The following is a 17,246-nucleotide window of genomic DNA, read 5'->3' on the forward strand; positions in this document are numbered from 1 at the left end:
ACAACTCCGACTCCGGTAACAACTCCGACTCCGGTAACAACTCCGACTCCGGTAACAACTCCGACTCCGGTAACAACTCCGACTCCGGTAACAACTCCGGCGGAAAGTCCAACTCCGGCGACAACTCCGACTCCGACTCCAAATCCTGTTGACTCTGACAGCATTGGTGGCGGTAATGCCGACGATCGCACTTGCGACGAAATTACCTTACCTGCGATCGATTCAATTCCAGGGCCGAATTCAGTCGATCGCACTTTCAACGGCACTGAGGGCAACGATTTCCTCATCGGTAGCAATCTCAACGACGCTATCAACGGTTTCAACGGGAACGACATTCTGCTGGGCGGAAGCGGTAACGACAATATTTATGGCGGGCGGCCCAGCAATATCCCTCTTGGCCCGAATGCAGACAAAGACTTGTTATTTGGCGGCAGAGGTAATGATTACCTCAACGGGGATGCCGGCGACGATCTCATTTTCGGTGGTAAAGGCGATGATGTGGCGATCGGTGGCAAAGACGATGACTTGATTTGGGGTGACAAGGGAAACGACACTCTGGTGGGGGCTGAGGGTAACGACTGCTTGTTTGGAGGCAGTTTTGACCCGTCTAGTCCTGACTCGAACGGACGCGATTTGCTGTTTGGCGGTGCTGGCAACGACTTCTTGAATGGGGGAGATGCTGCGGATACTCTCAGTGGTGGAGAGGGCAACGATACGCTGTACGGCGGCAAGGGCGATGACGTTCTGGTGGGGGGTACGGGCAACGATCTGCTGTTGGGCGATCGCGGCAGCGACAGCATTTGCGGCGCCGATGGGGACGATACTATTTTCGGCGATCGCGCGATTCCCTACGGGATAGCTACGCTTCACGACTTAAACGGATCTCCAGATTCCCTCTGTGGCGGTGCGGGTAACGATTTGCTGTTTGGTAACGGCGGTAATGACAACCTCTGCGGTGATGAGGGCAATGATACTCTGTACGGCGGTAAGGGTGATGATACTTTGACTGGGGGTTTAGGTAACGATATTCTCAGTGGTGGCATTGGGCGCGATCGCTTTATTTTAACCGCAGGTGAAGGCAGCGATGTCATTGCTGATTTCACTAAAGGTGAAGATTTGCTAGTGTTAGCGGGCGGTTTAACTTTTGCTCAACTCACTATTACCCAAAGCCCTAATGCAGGTGCGATCGCGATTTCTCAGAACGGTCAACTGTTGGCTACGGTCAATAAAGTGGCTGGTAGTGCGATCGATCGCAGTGATTTTATCCTGTTTGGGCGATCGAACTAGCCGTAGGGTGCGTCAGTTTAATCTCAATCATCACGGACAATCTCGGAACTGACGCACCATGGAATAAATGGTGTGTCAGTTCCGAGATGATGAATTGGTCGCGAAAATCTCACGCTTCTGACACACCCTACTTCTACGAATACAGTGGCTGGTAGTGCGATCGAGCGCAGTGATTTTATCCTGTTTGGGCGATAAAATTAGCCGTAGGGTGCGTCAGGAAAGAGCATTCTCACATACAAAAAATCCCATTCTGACGCACCATTTATTCTGTGGTGCGTCAGTTTTTAGATTGTCATATCGTTTCCGGTTGTATGGGAATGATTTAACCGCAGAGGGCGCAGAGGACACAGAGAGAGAATAGAGAGATTAATAATAATTCCTATGCAACCGGAAACGATATCAGTTTGTCGCAAAAATCTCTCTAGCTGACACACTCTACTTCTAATTCTGACGCTGAAATAATCGATGTTTCCGGCTGATAAATTGAGAGGCTTTTAATAATCTCCAGAAATTGCTGCAAAATAGTCGATGAATCATTCTGCCGCCAAACCGCAGTTAAGTTAGTGGTTGTCGTTTGTTCCAGAATCGGACGATACACCACTCCTTTGCGTTGAAGATTCTGGACGTGAGATGGCAGAATACTAATACCAGTTTCGCCTGCAACCAACCCCAAAATCGTGACCATAAAGACGGCTGTTTGAACAACTTTCGGCACAAATCCTGCTTGCGAACATAGATGGTAAATTTGTTCAGACAAACCCGCCACAACTTGATGCAGGGGCATGACAAATTCTTCATTTTTTACGTCAGCAAGCGAAATTTGGGATTTGGCTGCCAGCGGATGGTTTTTAGGTAAAACGGCGACAAGTGGTTCTTCCGTGATAGACATCGTTTCTAAATCATTGTCTTCCGAGATTTCGTGGTAGAGATACAGAAAAATGATATCAGTTTGGCGATCGCGCAATCTCTGAATTAGAAAAGCACTATTTTCTTCCTGTAAAATCAGTTTTACCTCTGGATATCGCTGTCGAAACGTTCGCAGCATCTCTGGAAAGACACCATTCGCGATCGAACTCGTAAAACTCACCGTCAAGTGACCCAATTCACCTTGATGAATGCGCTGGGTTTTATGTACCCCTTGTTCTAACAGTGCCAGAGTTGCACGAGATTCTTCTAAAAACGCCTGTCCTGCTGGAGTTAGCCCAATTGGGTGACTTTTGCGATCGAATAGTTGCACGCCCAATTCAGTCTCCAAATCTTTAATTTGGTTGCTTAGGGGCGGTTGCGAAATGTGCAATCGCTTTGCCGCATTGGTAAAGCTCAGTTCGTCTGCCACTGCAATGAAGTAACGGAGATGGCGAAGTTCCATAGATTTTAGATGTTAAACTTTAAACTTGGAAATGAATAATTACTATAGCGGTTATTGAGTAGATACTGCCATACTTCTTGAGTATATTCTTATATTAAAAAAAGTATTTGACATCTAATAATAACTTGTTTATTCTGGAATTAATAGTTAGAAGGTTTGGCGAATAATTACGATTTTAATTATCACAAAACGAGGATTATTTATGTTGTCGCACGTAATTCGACGAGTTGCAGTTGTCGGAGGAACCCACGGAAATGAGTTAACAGGAGTTTACCTGATTAAGAAGTTTCAACAATTCCCAGACTTGCTGAAACGATCGACCTTTGAGACAGTTGCCTTATTAGCCAACCCGAAAGCGGTGGCGCTGAATCGGCGTTATGTCGATCGCGATTTGAACCGTTGCTTTAGCCGCGCAGATTTGGCTAACCCAGACTTGACGGGTTACGAGGACACACGCGCTAAGGAAATCTCCGCCCAACTATGTCCTAAAGACCAAAACGGGGCTGATTTCATTATCGACCTCCACAGCACAACGGCGAACATGGGGCTGACAATTTTACCGTCTAGCAAACATCCATTCAATTTACAATTATTAGCCTATTTAAGCGAACTCGATCGCTCAGTTCGAGTTTGTTTCCGAGATGAGGATGGTCAGGATTCGCCAATGTTGCGATCGCTATCTGCTTTTGGTTGCACGATAGAAGTTGGGCCCATCGCCCAGGGAGTCGTTAATGCCCATCTGTTTCAGCAAACCGAAAGGCTGGTTCGCACCATTGTAGATTATCTCGATGCCACAAATCGGGGCAATCCGCTAGTTATACCATCATATTTAACTGCATATCAGGCGATCGTTTCCGTAGACTACCCGAGAAATGCTGTAGGTGAAATGCAAGCCACTATCCATCCCCAACTTCAGTTTAAAGATTACGAACCCTTACATCCCGGTGAACCGATGTTTCTCACATTTACGGGAGAATCGCTCCCCTATCAAGGAGAATCTACAGTTTTCCCTGTATTCATTAACGAAGCTGCTTATTATGAAAAGCACATAGCGATGCTTTTGACGAAAAAACAACAGCTTCACCTTGAAACTGCATAAAATCCTGTCCCGTCAATTACCAGCAATAAAAAAGGTTTGTAGTGAGGACTTCAGTCCGCATCCATCCCAGGACAGAATTTCCAACTATTGAACCAATCTTACTAAGGTTTGTAGTGAGGACTTCAGTCCGCATCCATCCCAGGACAGAATTTCCAACTATCGAACCAATCTTACTAAGGTTTGTAGTGAGGACTTCAGTCCGCATCCATCCCAGGACAGAATTTCCAACTATCGAACCAATCTTACTAAGGTAATTCGAGCGGACATGATAGACAGCCTTTCTCAAAAATATGAGGTATGACTGAAAGCTTATATAACGACGAAACTAAGAGGGCTAAAGCCCAACTACATACCTCATCTTTCGATCGGGCATGATAGATATAACTCCCCAATGATTCAAAATATGACTTTTATGACATTAGGGTTATGACTTTTATGAATTCAAACAATGAATTTATGAAGTGACGTATCATCTCGCCTGTGTAATAATGTTAATTAACTTCAAGTCAATAAGTATTAGGTAAATGTAGGCAAAAAGGTGTGGGTAGATGGTGGGTAGGTAGGGTGAGAGGTAGTGAGCAAATCCCCCCCAAGTATGTTGGCGATGTAATCGGGCTTTAAGGGGCTGTTTTTACCCTTTTCCGGGGCTAATAAACGCGAGATGCTATCGGAAATGAATGATTTTGTATTACTGCGGGGAATGTGTACTACAGGAAGCGGTAGGTAGGTTTGTTTTGGCTGTTTATTCAGGGTGAAAACCCCATATGCAGATTACATATGGACTATCGAATGGGAATATAGACAATAAAAAACCCGCCTTATTAGGGCGGGCTGGATTGGGGGGGGTTAGATGTCAGTTAGTTGAACCGTTGTGTCAATCCCTAGGTAATGGCGTTGGATGACCTCTACGCTGTTACCGCAGGCGGTAGCTAACAGAAGTAAGTCAGTGCCAGCGTGGGCTTGTAGGGTGATGAACGTATGGCGGGTATGGTAGATAGATAAGCGAGAACTTATCGCGCCAGAATCAGCCAATCCCGAAACAATACCAGGGTAGACGTACTTAATACCATTCTTTATTGAATTCCTATGGTCTCAGGGACGTGGTTGCTTTTTGCTTGCATATTCAGTTTTCAACGTTCTGTAAGGGCTTAAATTTCTATCAGGCTTCTATCAAACTAGCTGTTTATTCCCACCTGATAGTCCATATTTAATGTACATATGTAGGTTATAGTATGAGTATAGCAGGTTGTTAGCAAGTTGAGTACATTTTGACAACAACAGCCAACCCAAATGGGATAACAGTCTAGAAACCACAGCAGCAACTATTCCGAAACATTAGACAAGATTGCAAAAGTCCTTATTAATCAAATTTTGGGACGGGCTAGAAGCCCATCCCACAAGAAAAAAGATTTTTGTGGGATGGGCTTTGAGCATCGTCCTAAATATTTTTGCAAGAAGTCTATTAGCCGATCGCCCTACAACCCCACGAATCTGTCTTCTGGGAGGCTTTGGGAGCCCGATCGACCAAATACCTGTCAATTAAACTGGTATTTTTAGCTTGGGGATTTATGGCAATTACTCGCGTTTCTGTAGACTCAGCAGGCAATCAGGCGATCGCCCCTGGAGATTTCCTCTCTGTTTAGATATCTGGTTAGCAAAAAAAATCGGTAGTGCTGTCCCCACGGGCGAATCTTGTATACAAGACAACACGCTTGCGATAAGACTGTCTTGCGGATAACAAGGATGTGAAAAAGAGACACTGCGATCGATCTCTGGGCAGCGCAATCATCAAAAAAGCTTAACCCAAGCGTATGGGAATGTATCCAGGTTTTAACGAGTAAAGTGCTGGGATTTTTTGGTCGGTTAATTTCGGTTAATTACAGTTAACGGCGCTGGGACAAAAGGAAGAAACCGGGTTTTTCATCGATATTGAGAATTTTTAGGAAATATTTCCTAAAAAACCCGGTTTCTGGCCGCCTATGTCATTCTAATTTTCCGAATTGGGATTATTTAGTATCCCCAAACTTCTAACTTGTGACTTACGATACCTTGAATTTGCTGGGCGATCGCATCTTCAGGGCGATCGGCATCGATCCGGAAAATTCGAGATTTATGTTCCTCGGCCAACTCCGTAAAACCTTGCTGTACGCGCTTGTGAAACTGCAAATCAGCTTGCTCGATCCGATCGCGCTCTCCTCTGGCCCTTACCCTTGTCAAACCCGCCTCCACATTAATATCCAGCCACAAAGTCAGATCGCTTTCCAAGCCGCCGGTGGCAATTGCATTCAACTGCTTAATTAAATTTAAATTAAGATTGCGGCCGTAGCCCTGATAAGCAATCGTGGAGTCTGTAAAGCGATCGCATAAAACAATCGTTCCTTTCGATAACTCGGGTTTAAGAAAAGTTTCGACGTGCTGAGCGCGATCGGCAGCGTACATGAGTAATTCTGCTACATCAGATACAGATTCACCCGGATCTTGTTTGAGTAACAAATGCCGCAGTCCTTTTCCCAACTCCGTACCCCCCGGTTCGCGAGTAGCCACCAACCGGACTTTCTGAAAATAACTTACTTGCAGCCAATGTATCAATCGCTGCATTTGTGTAGTTTTTCCAGCACCTTCTACCCCCTCAAATACGATAAGTTTGCCCTTCATTGCCTAACTTTGCACCTCAATAAAATAAATATGAATCCTCCCGTATATCTGTTCTAGGTTCGGTATGATAATAAAGTCTCAGTGCCTCATGGTTGGAGTTTTCTATGGCTCGCTATACTGGTTTTTTTATCGTTGCAGTTCCGATCGACCGTCTCCGTCAATCCCTGATTGAAATTTTAGAGTCATGCAATCTTGATATTATCTACAATACAGGAGATTCCCTGATGGCTCGCGAACTTCCGGGTCAAGTTTCGATTCCGAAACTGGTCACCGCCGAAGTCCTAATTGAGAAAAACACGGCTAGTGACTCAGAAGTTCGCATGAACTTCGTAATCAAAAACGAGGAATTGCCCCTGCAAACCAATAACCACTGCCGTCAAATGTTCGAGCTAGTCAGTCGTTCAGTTATGAAAAACAATAACTGGCGGCTTTTGGAGAGTATGGCACTGTAGCCATAAATCATTAGTCATCAGTCATCAGTCATCAGTCATTAGTTCCTGGCTAATGACTAATTACTGATGACTTTTATTTGGAAGGTCTAAATTTAACCTCGAAACTTCCGGCGCAGCAGCAAAGAATTGGTAACAACGCTAACAGAACTAAACGCCATAAATGCGCCTGCTGCCGCAGGACTGAGTAAAATTCCAGTTGCAGGCAGCAAGAGACCGGCCGCAATTGGAATTCCCAGAGTATTATAAGCAAAAGCCCAGAATAAATTTTGGCGAATCTTATTAAAAGTAGCGCGACCAAGGTCGATCGACTCAACAACATCCATCAAAGCATTTCGCATTAGCACAATTTGAGCAGTCTCAACCGCGACATCAGTCCCGCAGTGCAAACCGATACCGACATCAGCTTGAGCCAAAGCCGGGGCATCATTGATTCCATCTCCCACTACAGCCACTTTACAGCCTTGGGCTTGCAAACTGGCGATCGCCCGAGCCTTCCCCTCCGGTCGCACTTCGGCCAAAACATCAGCAGCCGCCAAACCTAGCTGCTGCGCCACCACCAACGCCGCCGACGCCGTATCGCCCGTCAGCATGATTACCCGCAATCCCATGCCCCGCAGGCGATCGACTGCCGCCTTAGCATCTGGCCTCAGAGTATCTTTTAGCCCGATTACCCCCAGCAAAACACCCCCAGAAGCCACGTAAACCGCCGTTTTGCCTTGGCAAGACTCCAAAAGTTCCGCAGCCACAGCGACGCCCTGCTGGTTCATCCACTCAGCATTCCCCGCGAACACCCGCTGGCCCTCCACTAAAGCAGAAACCCCGAAGCCCGGTTCCGTGTAGAAATCATCAGCAGGTAGCAGCGGCAAACCTTGCTGTTGAGATTCCCGCAAAATCGCCGCGGCGATGGGATGACAAGCGCCTCTTTCGACTGCTGCGGCAATTTGCAGCAGTTTTGAGTCAATTGTGGAAATTGTGGAAATTGTGGAACAGATATCTTGTTTGTTTCCCACATTAATATCCGAGTTCAAATCCAACTCTGAATTCTGGAAAATCGGCAAATAATCAGTGAGTGTGAGATTTCCAGTTGTCAGAGTCCCAGTTTTGTCAAAAACCACAGTATCTAATTGATGCACTCGTTCTAAAACATCGCCACCGCGAATTAAAAGTCCGCGCTCCGCCCCGATGCCAGAACCGACTAAAATTGCAGTTGGGGTAGCCAGTCCCAAAGCACAAGGACAAGCAATGACTAAAACTGCGATCGCCAATTTCAAACTTAACAGCAAAGGCGATTGGTAATCGGTAATTGATAATTGATTTCCCATGCCCAATGCCCCATGCCCCATGCCCGATGCCCCATGCCCCATATTGTGTCCTAAAAGCACAGAAGGCCAAATATGAGTTCCGGCAAAATACCAAAATAGGAAAGTTAAAGCCGATATCGCCATTACGCCATAGACAAAATATCCGGCGACAGTATCAGCTAAGTGTTGAATCGGCGCTTTGCGAGTTTGGGCGGCTTGTACCAAAGCCACCATTTGAGCTACAGTTGTTTCCTGACCGGTGCGAGTTGCCCGCATCACAACTGCCCCGGATTTATTAATAGTTCCCGCCGCGACTGTATCTCCTGGTTGCTTCAAAACTGGCATCGATTCGCCAGTCAGCATCGATTCATCTACGGTTGTTTTACCTTCGCAGACTTCGCCGTCTACCGGAAATTTTTCACCGGGTAAAACTTGCAGCCATTCTCCGACTCGGACGCGATCGGCTGGAATTTCAATGTATTGTGGATTGTAGACCGCAGATGTCGAGTTTGCAGGCAATTCTTGAGAGTCCAAATCTAAAATCGGCAGTTTAAAATCAACTAAGCGGGCTGTCGCTGGTTGTAGTGCGATTAAAGCTTGCAAAGCTGATGCAGCGCGCCGTCTGGCTTGCTGTTCGAGAGTTTTGCCCAACAAGATAAAGCCCAAAAGCATCACGGGTTCGTCAAAAAAGCACTCCCATCCCATGCGTGGAAACAGCAGCGCCGCATTGCTAGCCGTGTAAGCCGTGACTGCGCCTAAAGCTACCAAAGTGTTCATGTTTGGTGCGTTTCGCCACAAACTGCGACAGCCGTCAACGATAATCGGGCGGCCAGGTAGCAGCAATGCGAGGGTGGCGAGTCCCCAGTGAAACCAAATGTTGCTGAGAATTGGGGCTTTGGTGCCGAGTATGTGTCCTAAACCGGATAGAATAATTAGAATAAGGGCGATCGACAATTGATTGATTTGCTGTCGAATTTCTTGCCGCCGCCGTTCAATTGCCGCCGCTTCTGCTTCCCGCTGATTTTCACCTAAGCGAGACTGAGAGGGAAATCCGTTATTAGTCAACTTTTTCGCTAAAGCCTCTGCATCGACAGTCCCCGGTTGACACTCAATTGTTGCGACTTCTACGGCCAAGTTAACGCAAGCCGAAATTACGCCTGAATGCTGCATGAGTTGGCGTTCAACTGATGCAGCGCAACCCGCACATTTCATCCCACCGACATCGAAAGTAACAACTTCTGGCGGGGGAGATTCTTTAACTGGGATGATTTGTGATTGATTTTCGGGGACTGTTTTGGGAATAAATTGCATGGGTTTCTTCGGTATTGATTAGAATATTTTGGTGAGAACAGAAAGTGCATTATATCAATTCCGTCTAGCCGAGTAATTATTCATCTCTCTCTTCTCTCCCTCTGTGTCCTCTGCGTTCTCTGCGGTTAAATAATTCCGATACAACCAGAATTGATATAATGCACAGTTTAGACAAATGTCTATATTTTTATCATAGATAAAATTTCTGGCATCTTCCGAAAGTGTTAGTTTTTTTTAATTCTTATCTTAATTCTGAAGATTGGATGTACGGTTGAAACTGTATCTATACAGACACTCACGCACTCTAAGAGGGGGTTGAAGATTAGACGGTAATTGTCTTTAGTCCGATTGGCACGGACATCGTTTGTACAGACGCGGTTTCAACGGTACGATTAGTTAGTATTGAACTTTTAGGTGAGAAATTTAGCTATGACAGAATCAGATAAATTTTATATTGTCAAACGTCCTGCTGGTAATTGCGAGATTTTGCCGGCCCAAATCGCACAGCAAAGCCCCACTATTATAGAACAGTGGGGCCCTTACGATTCTGCTGAAGATGCGATCGCCCGACGCATCGGTTTAATTCGCGCTGGTAAATGTCAACCGCAATAAACGAACTTGGAAGGACTAAAGTCCTCACTACAAACCAGGTTCGTAGTGAGGACTTTAGTCCTTCAAACCAGGTTCGTAGTGAGGACTTTAGTCCTTCTTTACTGAAGTTTTTGTGACTAAAAACTACTTAGATTTAGCAGGTGCCGCACTCGGTTTAGACTGCGCCGCAGCGGGCTTAGAAGGCGTCGCCTGCGGTTTCGACTCAGCCTTACTATCTCCTGTTTTACCAGTAACTTTATTGGTCAAAATTTCCAAAGCTTTCGCGTACTGCGGATCGGCCGTCGTAGCAATTTTATCGCGATCGCGCCGCAACTCCTGTTTTTGAGCGTCAGTGAGTTCAACCTGAAAATCCGGTTTAATTCCCATGTGGTTGATATCAGTGCCGTTGGGAGTAAAATACTTGGCAATTGTCACCGCCAAACCGGCACCATTTCCCACACCGCGTACTGACTGAACCAAACCCTTACCAAACGTCTTGGTTCCCACCAAAACCGCGCGCTTGTTGTCTTGCAAAGCGCCGGATAGAATCTCGCTAGCACTTGCTGAACCGCCGTCTACGAGGACAACTAAAGGTTTGTCGGTAATCTCTCCTTTGTTTGCGGTTTGTCGATCGGCTTCACCGACGCGATCGACCGTAGAGACGATCGTACCTTCTTTGAGCCACATCCGAGCAATTTCAATACTGCCGTAGAGCAACCCACCCGGATTGGAACGCAAGTCTAGAATATAACCCGTCACCTTTTTCTGTTCCAAATCCTTAATTGCCGATCGCATTTCCGATGCAGCGTTCGCGCTAAACTGATTTAAGCGAATATAGCCGATTTCGCCGATCGGGCTTTTCTGCACCGACTTCCGCACGGGATGAATTTCAATTTTAGCGCGTTTCAGCTTAAAATCTATTTCCTTTTTGTCCCGCAAAATAGTCAGAGTCACCTCAGTATTAGCCTGGCCGCGAATCAAACTTACCGCTTGATTCGTATCCATCCCTTCAGTAGTTTTGCCATCAATCTTAGTAATGATATCTTTTGCTAGAATACCAGCAGTAAAAGCAGGAGTATCCTCAATGGGAGAAATCACCACCAACTTCTTAGTTTTCTCATCTTGAGTCAACTGAATCCCAACTCCTGTGAGTTCACCAGAAGTTTCAACCTGCATATTTTTGAACTCTTCCGGGTTCATAAACCGCGTATAAGGATCGTCCAGCTTCTTCAGCATTTCTCGAATTGCTTTATAAGCTTCCTCATCGCTAGTATAAGTCCGGTTCAAATAATCATTCCGCACCGCTTTCCAGTCAACCTGGTTAAAAGTGCCATCAACATAACTTTTGTCAATAATCTGCCAAACTTCATCAACCAATTCTTTAGGACTTCCCCTAAAAGAAGCCAGGGATTTAGAACTGCAACCAGTGTTGGCAAGAGTTGCAGCAGTGAGTAACACCGCTGCTGCACTTAGAACAAGCCCTCGTTTTGTTATAACCATTTGTCTGACGCGCGGGAGGAAAAGAGTTCAGAATAATCACGCCCAATCTAACACAGGCAAGGCTTGGTCGGATTTTGGATACATATTTATTCAACTTTGCCGAGTTGTATTCCCAAAAGCCACAGGCAAGATGCCTGTGCCACCACAAGAGTTGTGGGGTGGGCATCTTGCCCGCCCCCAAAAGCCACAGGCAAGATGCCTGTGCCACCACAAGAGTTGTGGGGTGGGCATCTTGCCCGCCCCAAAAGCAACAGGCAAGATGCCTGTGCCACCACAAGAGTTGTGGGGTGGGCATCTTGCCCGCCCCAAACCTCAAAACTATATCCAGTCAAGCCTACTCTGGTTCAAACCAGCGATCGTCCGACTTAATCAAATTAATCAATTCTGCCACACCTTCAGACTCAGGAACCTTCTTAATTTCATCCCGGCCGCGGTACAGAGAAATATAACCCGGTTGCTTCCCGACATAGCCATAATCAGCATCAGCCATTTCGCCCGGCCCATTGACAATACAGCCCATCACTGCAATATCCAAACCCGTGAGATGCTTCGTCGCCTCTCTCACTTGATGTAACACTTCCTCCAAATTAAACAAAGTGCGGCCGCAGGAAGGACAAGCCACATACTCAACCATAGTTTTCCGCAATCCCAAGGCTTGCAGAATGCTGTAGCAGACAGGAATCTCCTTTTCCGGCGCCTCAGTCAGCGAGACGCGGATAGTATCGCCGATACCGTCAGCCAACAGCGGTGCGATACCAGCCGTGGATTTGATGCGCCCGTATTCGCCATCGCCAGCTTCCGTAACGCCCAAATGCAGCGGGTAATCCATCCCCAATTCGTCCATCCGGTGCGCCATCAAGCGGTAAGCAGCCACCATCACCGGCGCGCGGGAGGCTTTCAGGGAAATCACGATGTTGCGGAAGTCCAGGGATTCGCAAATTCTAATAAATTCCAGGGCCGATTCCACCATACCTTCCGGGGTATCGCCGTAGGTAAACAGCATCCGTTCGGCGAGGGAACCGTGATTGACGCCGATTCGCAAAGCTTTACCTTGATCTCGCAGGGAAATCACCAGAGGTTCCAGGGTTTCGCGGATTTTATCCCCAATTTCGGCGAATTCCGCGTCAGTGTATTCGCTTCTGTCGGCTTTCGGCTTCTCGAACACGTAAAGTCCGGGATTGATTCTCACTTTGTCTACGTGTTTGGCCACTTCCAGCGCAATTTTCATCCCGTTGTGGTGGACATCAGCAACCAGGGGCACGGCTTGGTAGGTTTCGTGCAATTTTTGCTTAATTTCGGCTAAAGCTTTGGCGTGGGCCATACTGGGCACCGTAACGCGGACGATTTCGCAGCCAATCTCGTGCAAGCGCCGAATTCCTGCGACCGATCCGTCGATGTCGAGGGTGTCTTCGTTAATCATCGATTGTACGACGACTGGGTTGCCTCCGCCGATCGTGATACTGCCGACTTTGACGGGACGGGTTTTGCGGCGTTTGATGCTGGTGTCGAATACTGGTTGGGTGGAGGGGGTTTTAGTGGGGTTCGGCAGAGTTTGCATAACTGGTTGCGAGTGTTCTGTAATTAGAGTTTATAAAATTGTGTCTGCTGTTTTTTAGGTTTGCACAGAAAGGGCCTGTTTGGACAAACAGGTTTTGGGATTTATGATTCTTAATGAGATTGCTGCGAATTTGTCGATCGAATTATGTCGGAAAAGGGCGATCGAACTAAAAGCCAACCATCACCGGGAAGGCTAACTGAAGTTGGGCCAGCGGAACTAAACCGAACTTAGAAAATACAGTTAAAATACAGGCTAGGCCGAGATAAAAATTAATATTGGTTGGCGGTGAGGAGAATGGTTTGGACACCGGGGCAGGGGTTAAATGGCGATCGGTATATTATTGAAGCCAAGTTAGGTGAGGGCGGCTTTGGCATCACCTACCTAGCGCAGAAGGCGCAAAACGGGGGGCGGGTTGTCATCAAAACGCTGAAAGATGAATTATTGAGCCATCCAGATTTTCCCCGGTATCGGGACAAATTCCGGGATGAGGCGCTACTGCTATCTTTGTGTAGACATCCGAATATTGTGCAAATAGACAACTATTTCATTGACGGTGATTTGCCTTGTATCGCGATGGAATATGTGGCAGGGGAAAATTTGTTGAAATGGGTAGAAAAGCGCGGTCTTCTGTCGGAATCCGAAGCTTTAAACTACATCCGTAAAGTGGGAGAAGCACTGATTATTGTTCACGAAAAAGGTTTGCTACATCGGGATATCAAGCCACAAAACATTATGGTGCGTGACAATCAAGATGCAGTTTTGATTGATTTTGGTTTGGCGCGGGGTTTTATTCCCGATCGCACTCAACAAATGACTTTTGGATTGACACATGGTTTTGCGCCTCCCGAACAGTACGGGGAAATGGGCAGATTTGCTGAGTACACAGATGTTTATGCTCTGGCGGCAACGCTATACTATATGCTAACGATAACACCACCAACTGCTGCATTTATGAGGGCTTTAAATCATCCTTTAAAGCCGCCTTTTCAGATTAATCCTAATATTAGCGATGCGGTGCATCGGGCAATTATGAAAGGGATGGAAATGAATGAGACAAAGCGTCCTCAGTCGGTGGAAAAATGGTTGGCTATGCTTCCCCAATCCCCCGGCAATCGGGGGCAAAGAGGGGGTGTTTCGCCAAGGATTTCTAGCCCGCAGCCAGCGCCACAACCTGTAAAATTGATTTCAGCAAAAGGAGTCGATTATCGCAACCTCGATCGGCTGTTGGCTAGCGGAAAATGGCAAGAGGCGGATGGGGAAACGGCAATAAAAATGCTGGAAGTAGCGGGGAGAACAAAGGATGGCTGGCTGAGGGGTGAAGATATCGATCGATTCCCCTGTGAAGACTTACGAACTATTGACCAACTTTGGGTAAAATACAGTAACGGACGTTTCGGCTTTTCGGTGCAGAAACGCATCTATGAAAGTCTGGGGGGAAGCAGAGAATACGATCGGAAAATTTGGGCAGCTTTTGGCGATCGGGTAGGTTGGCGTGTGAATAGTAGTAAATGGTTGCACTATAATGATCTAAAATTCAACACCAAAGCACCTATAGGACACCTCCCGTGTGTGAAGGGAAAGTTAACTGATGGGGTGGTTGGTGGGGGGCTTGTTGTGGGGCGTTCTCTTCTCTCGCGTCGAGACTTGTAGACTGTAACATCTAAACGTTTCAGAATTTTGTTTACATATAGTCGTAAGGTGTGTCGCATCGAAAAATCCTCAACAAAAATCGACTATCTCATCGCGACGCACCTTACAAAATATTTGAGAGTCGTAGGGTGTGTCGCCTCGAAAAATCTTCAACAAAAATCGACTATCTCATCGCGACGCACCTTACAAAATACTCGATTAAATAAATGTTGGCGTAGTTAAATCTTCAAAATATTTTACTTTCCCCCGCATATCCTTAAATAATTCTTCAGTTGAAAGAGAGTTTTCATACTGAGAAATTCTCACAACTGGTTTATTCCCATCCATTACTAAAATCTCTTCGCCTTCAAGCTCGACAAGTCGCAAAAATTCTAGTAATTGAGCTGTTAATTGACTTTTGTCTATGGTTTTCATAGGACAATGATTTGTGTTGTGTTAAAACTCTATTATATCTCAATACGGTTCACTTAGCAAAACGTGTCATTGCGAGCTAAGATCGATAGCTAGGGAGATTGTCGCTATAAACTCATATGATACGACGGGATAATCGCGCAGTGGAATATCAATGCAATGCTAGAAAAAGGTGCAATAAGTGGCAGACCTTTCAATCCCTCGAAAGCTGGCGGAAAGATTCTCAACTTATCTTATCAAAATGTTAAAATTACTGATAAAGGGATTGGCTTAGTTGAAGCTCATGTTCGCAGATTTAATCCTGTGAAGCAGAACTAAAAATGGTAGAAAGGTTAAGAAGTATAGTCGCACAAACCCTTGTAGCTGAGCCTGTTGATTTGCGCTTCTACACTCATGAATTGCGCGAGTATCTGAGGTATAAAAAACTTGGCTATCCCACAGGACAACCAGAAAATCCCGATGAAGCTTATGAACTCTGGAACAACGCTCACACAGCGACTCTTGAGGATTATAAGTTAAAAGAAGGATTTGGCGTTTTATTTCATCCTAGCGTGGAGGACTTTTAATGCAAAACTTAACTCAATTAACTCAGCTTGAATTAGTGCTGCTGGAATTAGTAGCTAAAGGTCAAGGAAAGTGGAGTTGGTACGAACTCGCCAATGCACTTTCCCGTCGAGATGTACCGCGAGAACCTGACATGATGGTTGTCTTAAAAAAACTTGCTGCTGATGGCTTGGTTAAACGATATATCGAAACAGGTTCGCCGCGCGACAGATGGGAATTGACGAGGGAAGGGTCGATTTTGCTGACTGACGCCACCGCAAATCGGCAGCGCGAAAGTATACGTTATGCAATTGCGATTGAAAAAGCCAACAGCAATTATTCTGCTTACGTTCTAGATTTACCGGGATGTGCGGCAACAGGTACAACTCTCGAAGAGGTAGAACAGCAAATTAAAGAAGCAATAGTCTTACACTTGGAAGAGTTGCGACAAGCTGGTTCGTCTATTCCTGAACCGAGGACTTTGTGCAAATATGTTGAAGTTTAACTTAGAAACCAGATTTGTAGTTTGCATTAACAATCAAGATTATCCAGCATCCTTGGAAGTCCTAAAAATCTATCGAATCATACCGGATAATCGCGCTGCGGAACATCTATTTATCCGAGTTATTGATGAATCAGGTGAAGATTATTTGTATCCAGTTGCGTATTTCGTGCCGATTGAATTGCCGAAAGCCGTAGAAGCAGTATTTGCATAGGATAAATTAACAATGATATCTGTAGAAAAATGCCCTATTTGCAGCGGTGAAATAGTTATCAAAGAAGTCGATAAACTTTTACGGGGCGGCAAGCATACTGCTATCTTAAAAGTATCGGCTGAAGTTTGCCTAAGCTGTGGAGAACGGTTGTACTCTGTCGAAACAGTTAGGAAATTTGCCAAAATTAGACAGCAATTGCAGCGAGAGGAGACTCAAGAATTCCAAGCGATGGGGCAATCTTTTCGAGTTGGGTAAATTATAGGATCGAATTTATGGTTTGAGTCGTAGGGTGCGTCGCCTCGAAAATTCCTAAACAAAAATCGACAATCTCATAGCGACGCACCTTACCAAATACTCGATCAAATAAATGTTGGCGTAGTTAAATCTTCAAAATATTTTACTTTCCCGCGCATATCCTTAAATAATTCTTCAGTTGAAAGAGACTTTTCATACTGAGAAATTCTCACAACTGGTTTATTCCCATCCATCACTAAAATCTCTTCGCCTTCAATCTCGACAAGTTGCAATAATTCGAGTAATTGAGCGGTTAATTGACTTTTGTCAACGGTTTTCATAGGACAATAATTTGTGTTCTGTTAAAACTCTATTATATCTCAATACGATTCATTTAGAATTAGAATGCGTCAGAATAATGAGATTTTCGCTACTTTCATCACAATCTCAAAAATGACGCACGCCCGGAATAACTGTAGTTTAGACTAACTAAAGATGAGAACGGTGGCCCAAGAAGAACTAGAGCCACCGTTAAGGAGAGAATGAGGGTGAAAAATAAAAACCTATCC

General features: G+C 45.7%; 19 protein-coding genes. 10 read left to right on the forward strand and 9 right to left on the reverse strand.

The features are described from left to right. On the forward strand, positions 1-1,287 hold a 1,287-nt coding region (locus JGK11_RS28045; RefSeq protein WP_293192007.1), incomplete at its 5' end, for a calcium-binding protein. Between the two features lie 421 nt (positions 1,288-1,708). Here the strand turns inward: JGK11_RS28045 and JGK11_RS28050 are convergent. Next, positions 1,709-2,656: a LysR family transcriptional regulator gene (locus JGK11_RS28050; protein ID WP_293192009.1), complete on the reverse strand. Its 948-nt coding sequence runs from the start codon at positions 2,654-2,656 to the stop codon at positions 1,709-1,711. A gap of 202 nt (positions 2,657-2,858) precedes the next feature. On the opposite strand from JGK11_RS28050, the gene JGK11_RS28055 reads away from it, so the two are divergent. Continuing rightward, the gene (locus tag JGK11_RS28055; RefSeq protein ID WP_293192011.1) at positions 2,859-3,755 is read left to right on the forward strand and encodes an aspartoacylase; all 897 of its coding nucleotides are present in this window, start codon (positions 2,859-2,861) and stop codon (positions 3,753-3,755) included. A 1,462-nt stretch (positions 3,756-5,217) separates the two neighbouring features. On the opposite strand, the gene JGK11_RS28060 is transcribed toward JGK11_RS28055, so the two are convergent. Further along, the gene (locus tag JGK11_RS28060) at positions 5,218-5,361 is read right to left on the reverse strand and encodes a hypothetical protein (RefSeq protein WP_293182746.1); all 144 of its coding nucleotides are present in this window, start codon (positions 5,359-5,361) and stop codon (positions 5,218-5,220) included. Positions 5,362-5,765: 404 nt separating this feature from the next. Continuing rightward, positions 5,766-6,410, reverse strand: coding sequence for a dTMP kinase (tmk, locus tag JGK11_RS28065; RefSeq protein ID WP_293196238.1), 645 nt, complete (start codon positions 6,408-6,410; stop codon positions 5,766-5,768). 104 nt (positions 6,411-6,514) lie between these two features. On the opposite strand from tmk, the gene JGK11_RS28070 reads away from it, so the two are divergent. Further along, a complete protein-coding gene (locus JGK11_RS28070) occupies positions 6,515-6,862 on the forward strand; it encodes a hypothetical protein (RefSeq protein WP_293158409.1) in 348 nt (115 codons plus the stop codon). Between the two features lie 92 nt (positions 6,863-6,954). Here JGK11_RS28070 and JGK11_RS28075 read toward each other — a convergent pair whose 3' ends face one another. Next, positions 6,955-9,474, reverse strand: coding sequence for a heavy metal translocating P-type ATPase (locus tag JGK11_RS28075; protein ID WP_293192013.1), 2,520 nt, complete (start codon positions 9,472-9,474; stop codon positions 6,955-6,957). A 429-nt stretch (positions 9,475-9,903) separates the two neighbouring features. On the opposite strand from JGK11_RS28075, the gene JGK11_RS28080 reads away from it, so the two are divergent. Next, the gene (locus JGK11_RS28080; protein ID WP_293182740.1) at positions 9,904-10,086 is read left to right on the forward strand and encodes a DDE transposase family protein; all 183 of its coding nucleotides are present in this window, start codon (positions 9,904-9,906) and stop codon (positions 10,084-10,086) included. A 123-nt stretch (positions 10,087-10,209) separates the two neighbouring features. On the opposite strand, the gene ctpC is transcribed toward JGK11_RS28080, so the two are convergent. From ctpC to ispG, 3 genes are all read right to left on the reverse strand, one after another. After that, a complete protein-coding gene (gene ctpC, locus JGK11_RS28085) occupies positions 10,210-11,565 on the reverse strand; it encodes a carboxyl-terminal processing protease CtpC (protein ID WP_293182738.1) in 1,356 nt (451 codons plus the stop codon). 86 nt (positions 11,566-11,651) lie between these two features. Continuing rightward, positions 11,652-11,897 (reverse strand): hypothetical protein, encoded by a 246-nt coding sequence (locus JGK11_RS28090; protein ID WP_293192015.1) that lies wholly within the window; start codon positions 11,895-11,897, stop codon positions 11,652-11,654. Between the two features lie 2 nt (positions 11,898-11,899). Next, a complete protein-coding gene (gene ispG, locus JGK11_RS28095) occupies positions 11,900-13,123 on the reverse strand; it encodes a (E)-4-hydroxy-3-methylbut-2-enyl-diphosphate synthase (RefSeq protein WP_293213756.1) in 1,224 nt (407 codons plus the stop codon). 294 nt (positions 13,124-13,417) lie between these two features. On the opposite strand from ispG, the gene JGK11_RS28100 reads away from it, so the two are divergent. Continuing rightward, complete coding sequence (locus JGK11_RS28100; protein ID WP_293213758.1) at positions 13,418-14,773, forward strand: serine/threonine-protein kinase; 1,356 nt, start codon at positions 13,418-13,420, stop codon at positions 14,771-14,773. Positions 14,774-14,971: 198 nt separating this feature from the next. Here the strand turns inward: JGK11_RS28100 and JGK11_RS28105 are convergent, their stop codons facing one another. Then, positions 14,972-15,187, reverse strand: coding sequence for a prevent-host-death protein (locus JGK11_RS28105; protein ID WP_293213759.1), 216 nt, complete (start codon positions 15,185-15,187; stop codon positions 14,972-14,974). Between the two features lie 156 nt (positions 15,188-15,343). Here JGK11_RS28105 and JGK11_RS28110 point away from each other — a divergent pair, with 156 nt between their 5' ends. From JGK11_RS28110 to JGK11_RS28130, 5 genes are read left to right on the forward strand one after another with little or no spacing between them, the layout of a single operon-like run. After that, on the forward strand, positions 15,344-15,502 hold the full coding sequence (locus tag JGK11_RS28110; protein ID WP_293213760.1) for a hypothetical protein: 159 nt from the start codon (positions 15,344-15,346) through the stop codon (positions 15,500-15,502). 2 nt (positions 15,503-15,504) lie between these two features. Next, the gene (locus JGK11_RS28115; protein WP_293213761.1) at positions 15,505-15,750 is read left to right on the forward strand and encodes a hypothetical protein; all 246 of its coding nucleotides are present in this window, start codon (positions 15,505-15,507) and stop codon (positions 15,748-15,750) included. Continuing rightward, positions 15,750-16,232 carry a type II toxin-antitoxin system HicB family antitoxin gene (locus JGK11_RS32960; protein WP_366025930.1) on the forward strand — a complete coding sequence of 161 codons (483 nt, stop codon included), beginning with the start codon at positions 15,750-15,752 and terminating at the stop codon, positions 16,230-16,232. The genes JGK11_RS28115 and JGK11_RS32960 overlap by 1 nt, the downstream gene beginning before the upstream one ends. Continuing rightward, positions 16,219-16,443, forward strand: a complete 225-nt coding sequence (locus JGK11_RS28125) for a hypothetical protein (RefSeq protein ID WP_293213762.1) — start codon at positions 16,219-16,221, stop codon at positions 16,441-16,443. The genes JGK11_RS32960 and JGK11_RS28125 overlap by 14 nt, the downstream gene beginning before the upstream one ends. A gap of 12 nt (positions 16,444-16,455) precedes the next feature. Then, positions 16,456-16,698 (forward strand): YgiT-type zinc finger protein, encoded by a 243-nt coding sequence (locus JGK11_RS28130; protein WP_293182724.1) that lies wholly within the window; start codon positions 16,456-16,458, stop codon positions 16,696-16,698. A 104-nt stretch (positions 16,699-16,802) separates the two neighbouring features. On the opposite strand, the gene JGK11_RS28135 is transcribed toward JGK11_RS28130, so the two are convergent. Next, a complete protein-coding gene (locus tag JGK11_RS28135; protein ID WP_293192026.1) occupies positions 16,803-17,018 on the reverse strand; it encodes a prevent-host-death protein in 216 nt (71 codons plus the stop codon). Between the last annotated feature and the right edge of the window lie 228 nt (positions 17,019-17,246).

It is taken from the genome of Microcoleus sp. PH2017_34_RAT_O_A (assembly GCF_020737885.1).
GTDB lineage: Bacteria > Cyanobacteriota > Cyanobacteriia > Cyanobacteriales > Microcoleaceae > Microcoleus.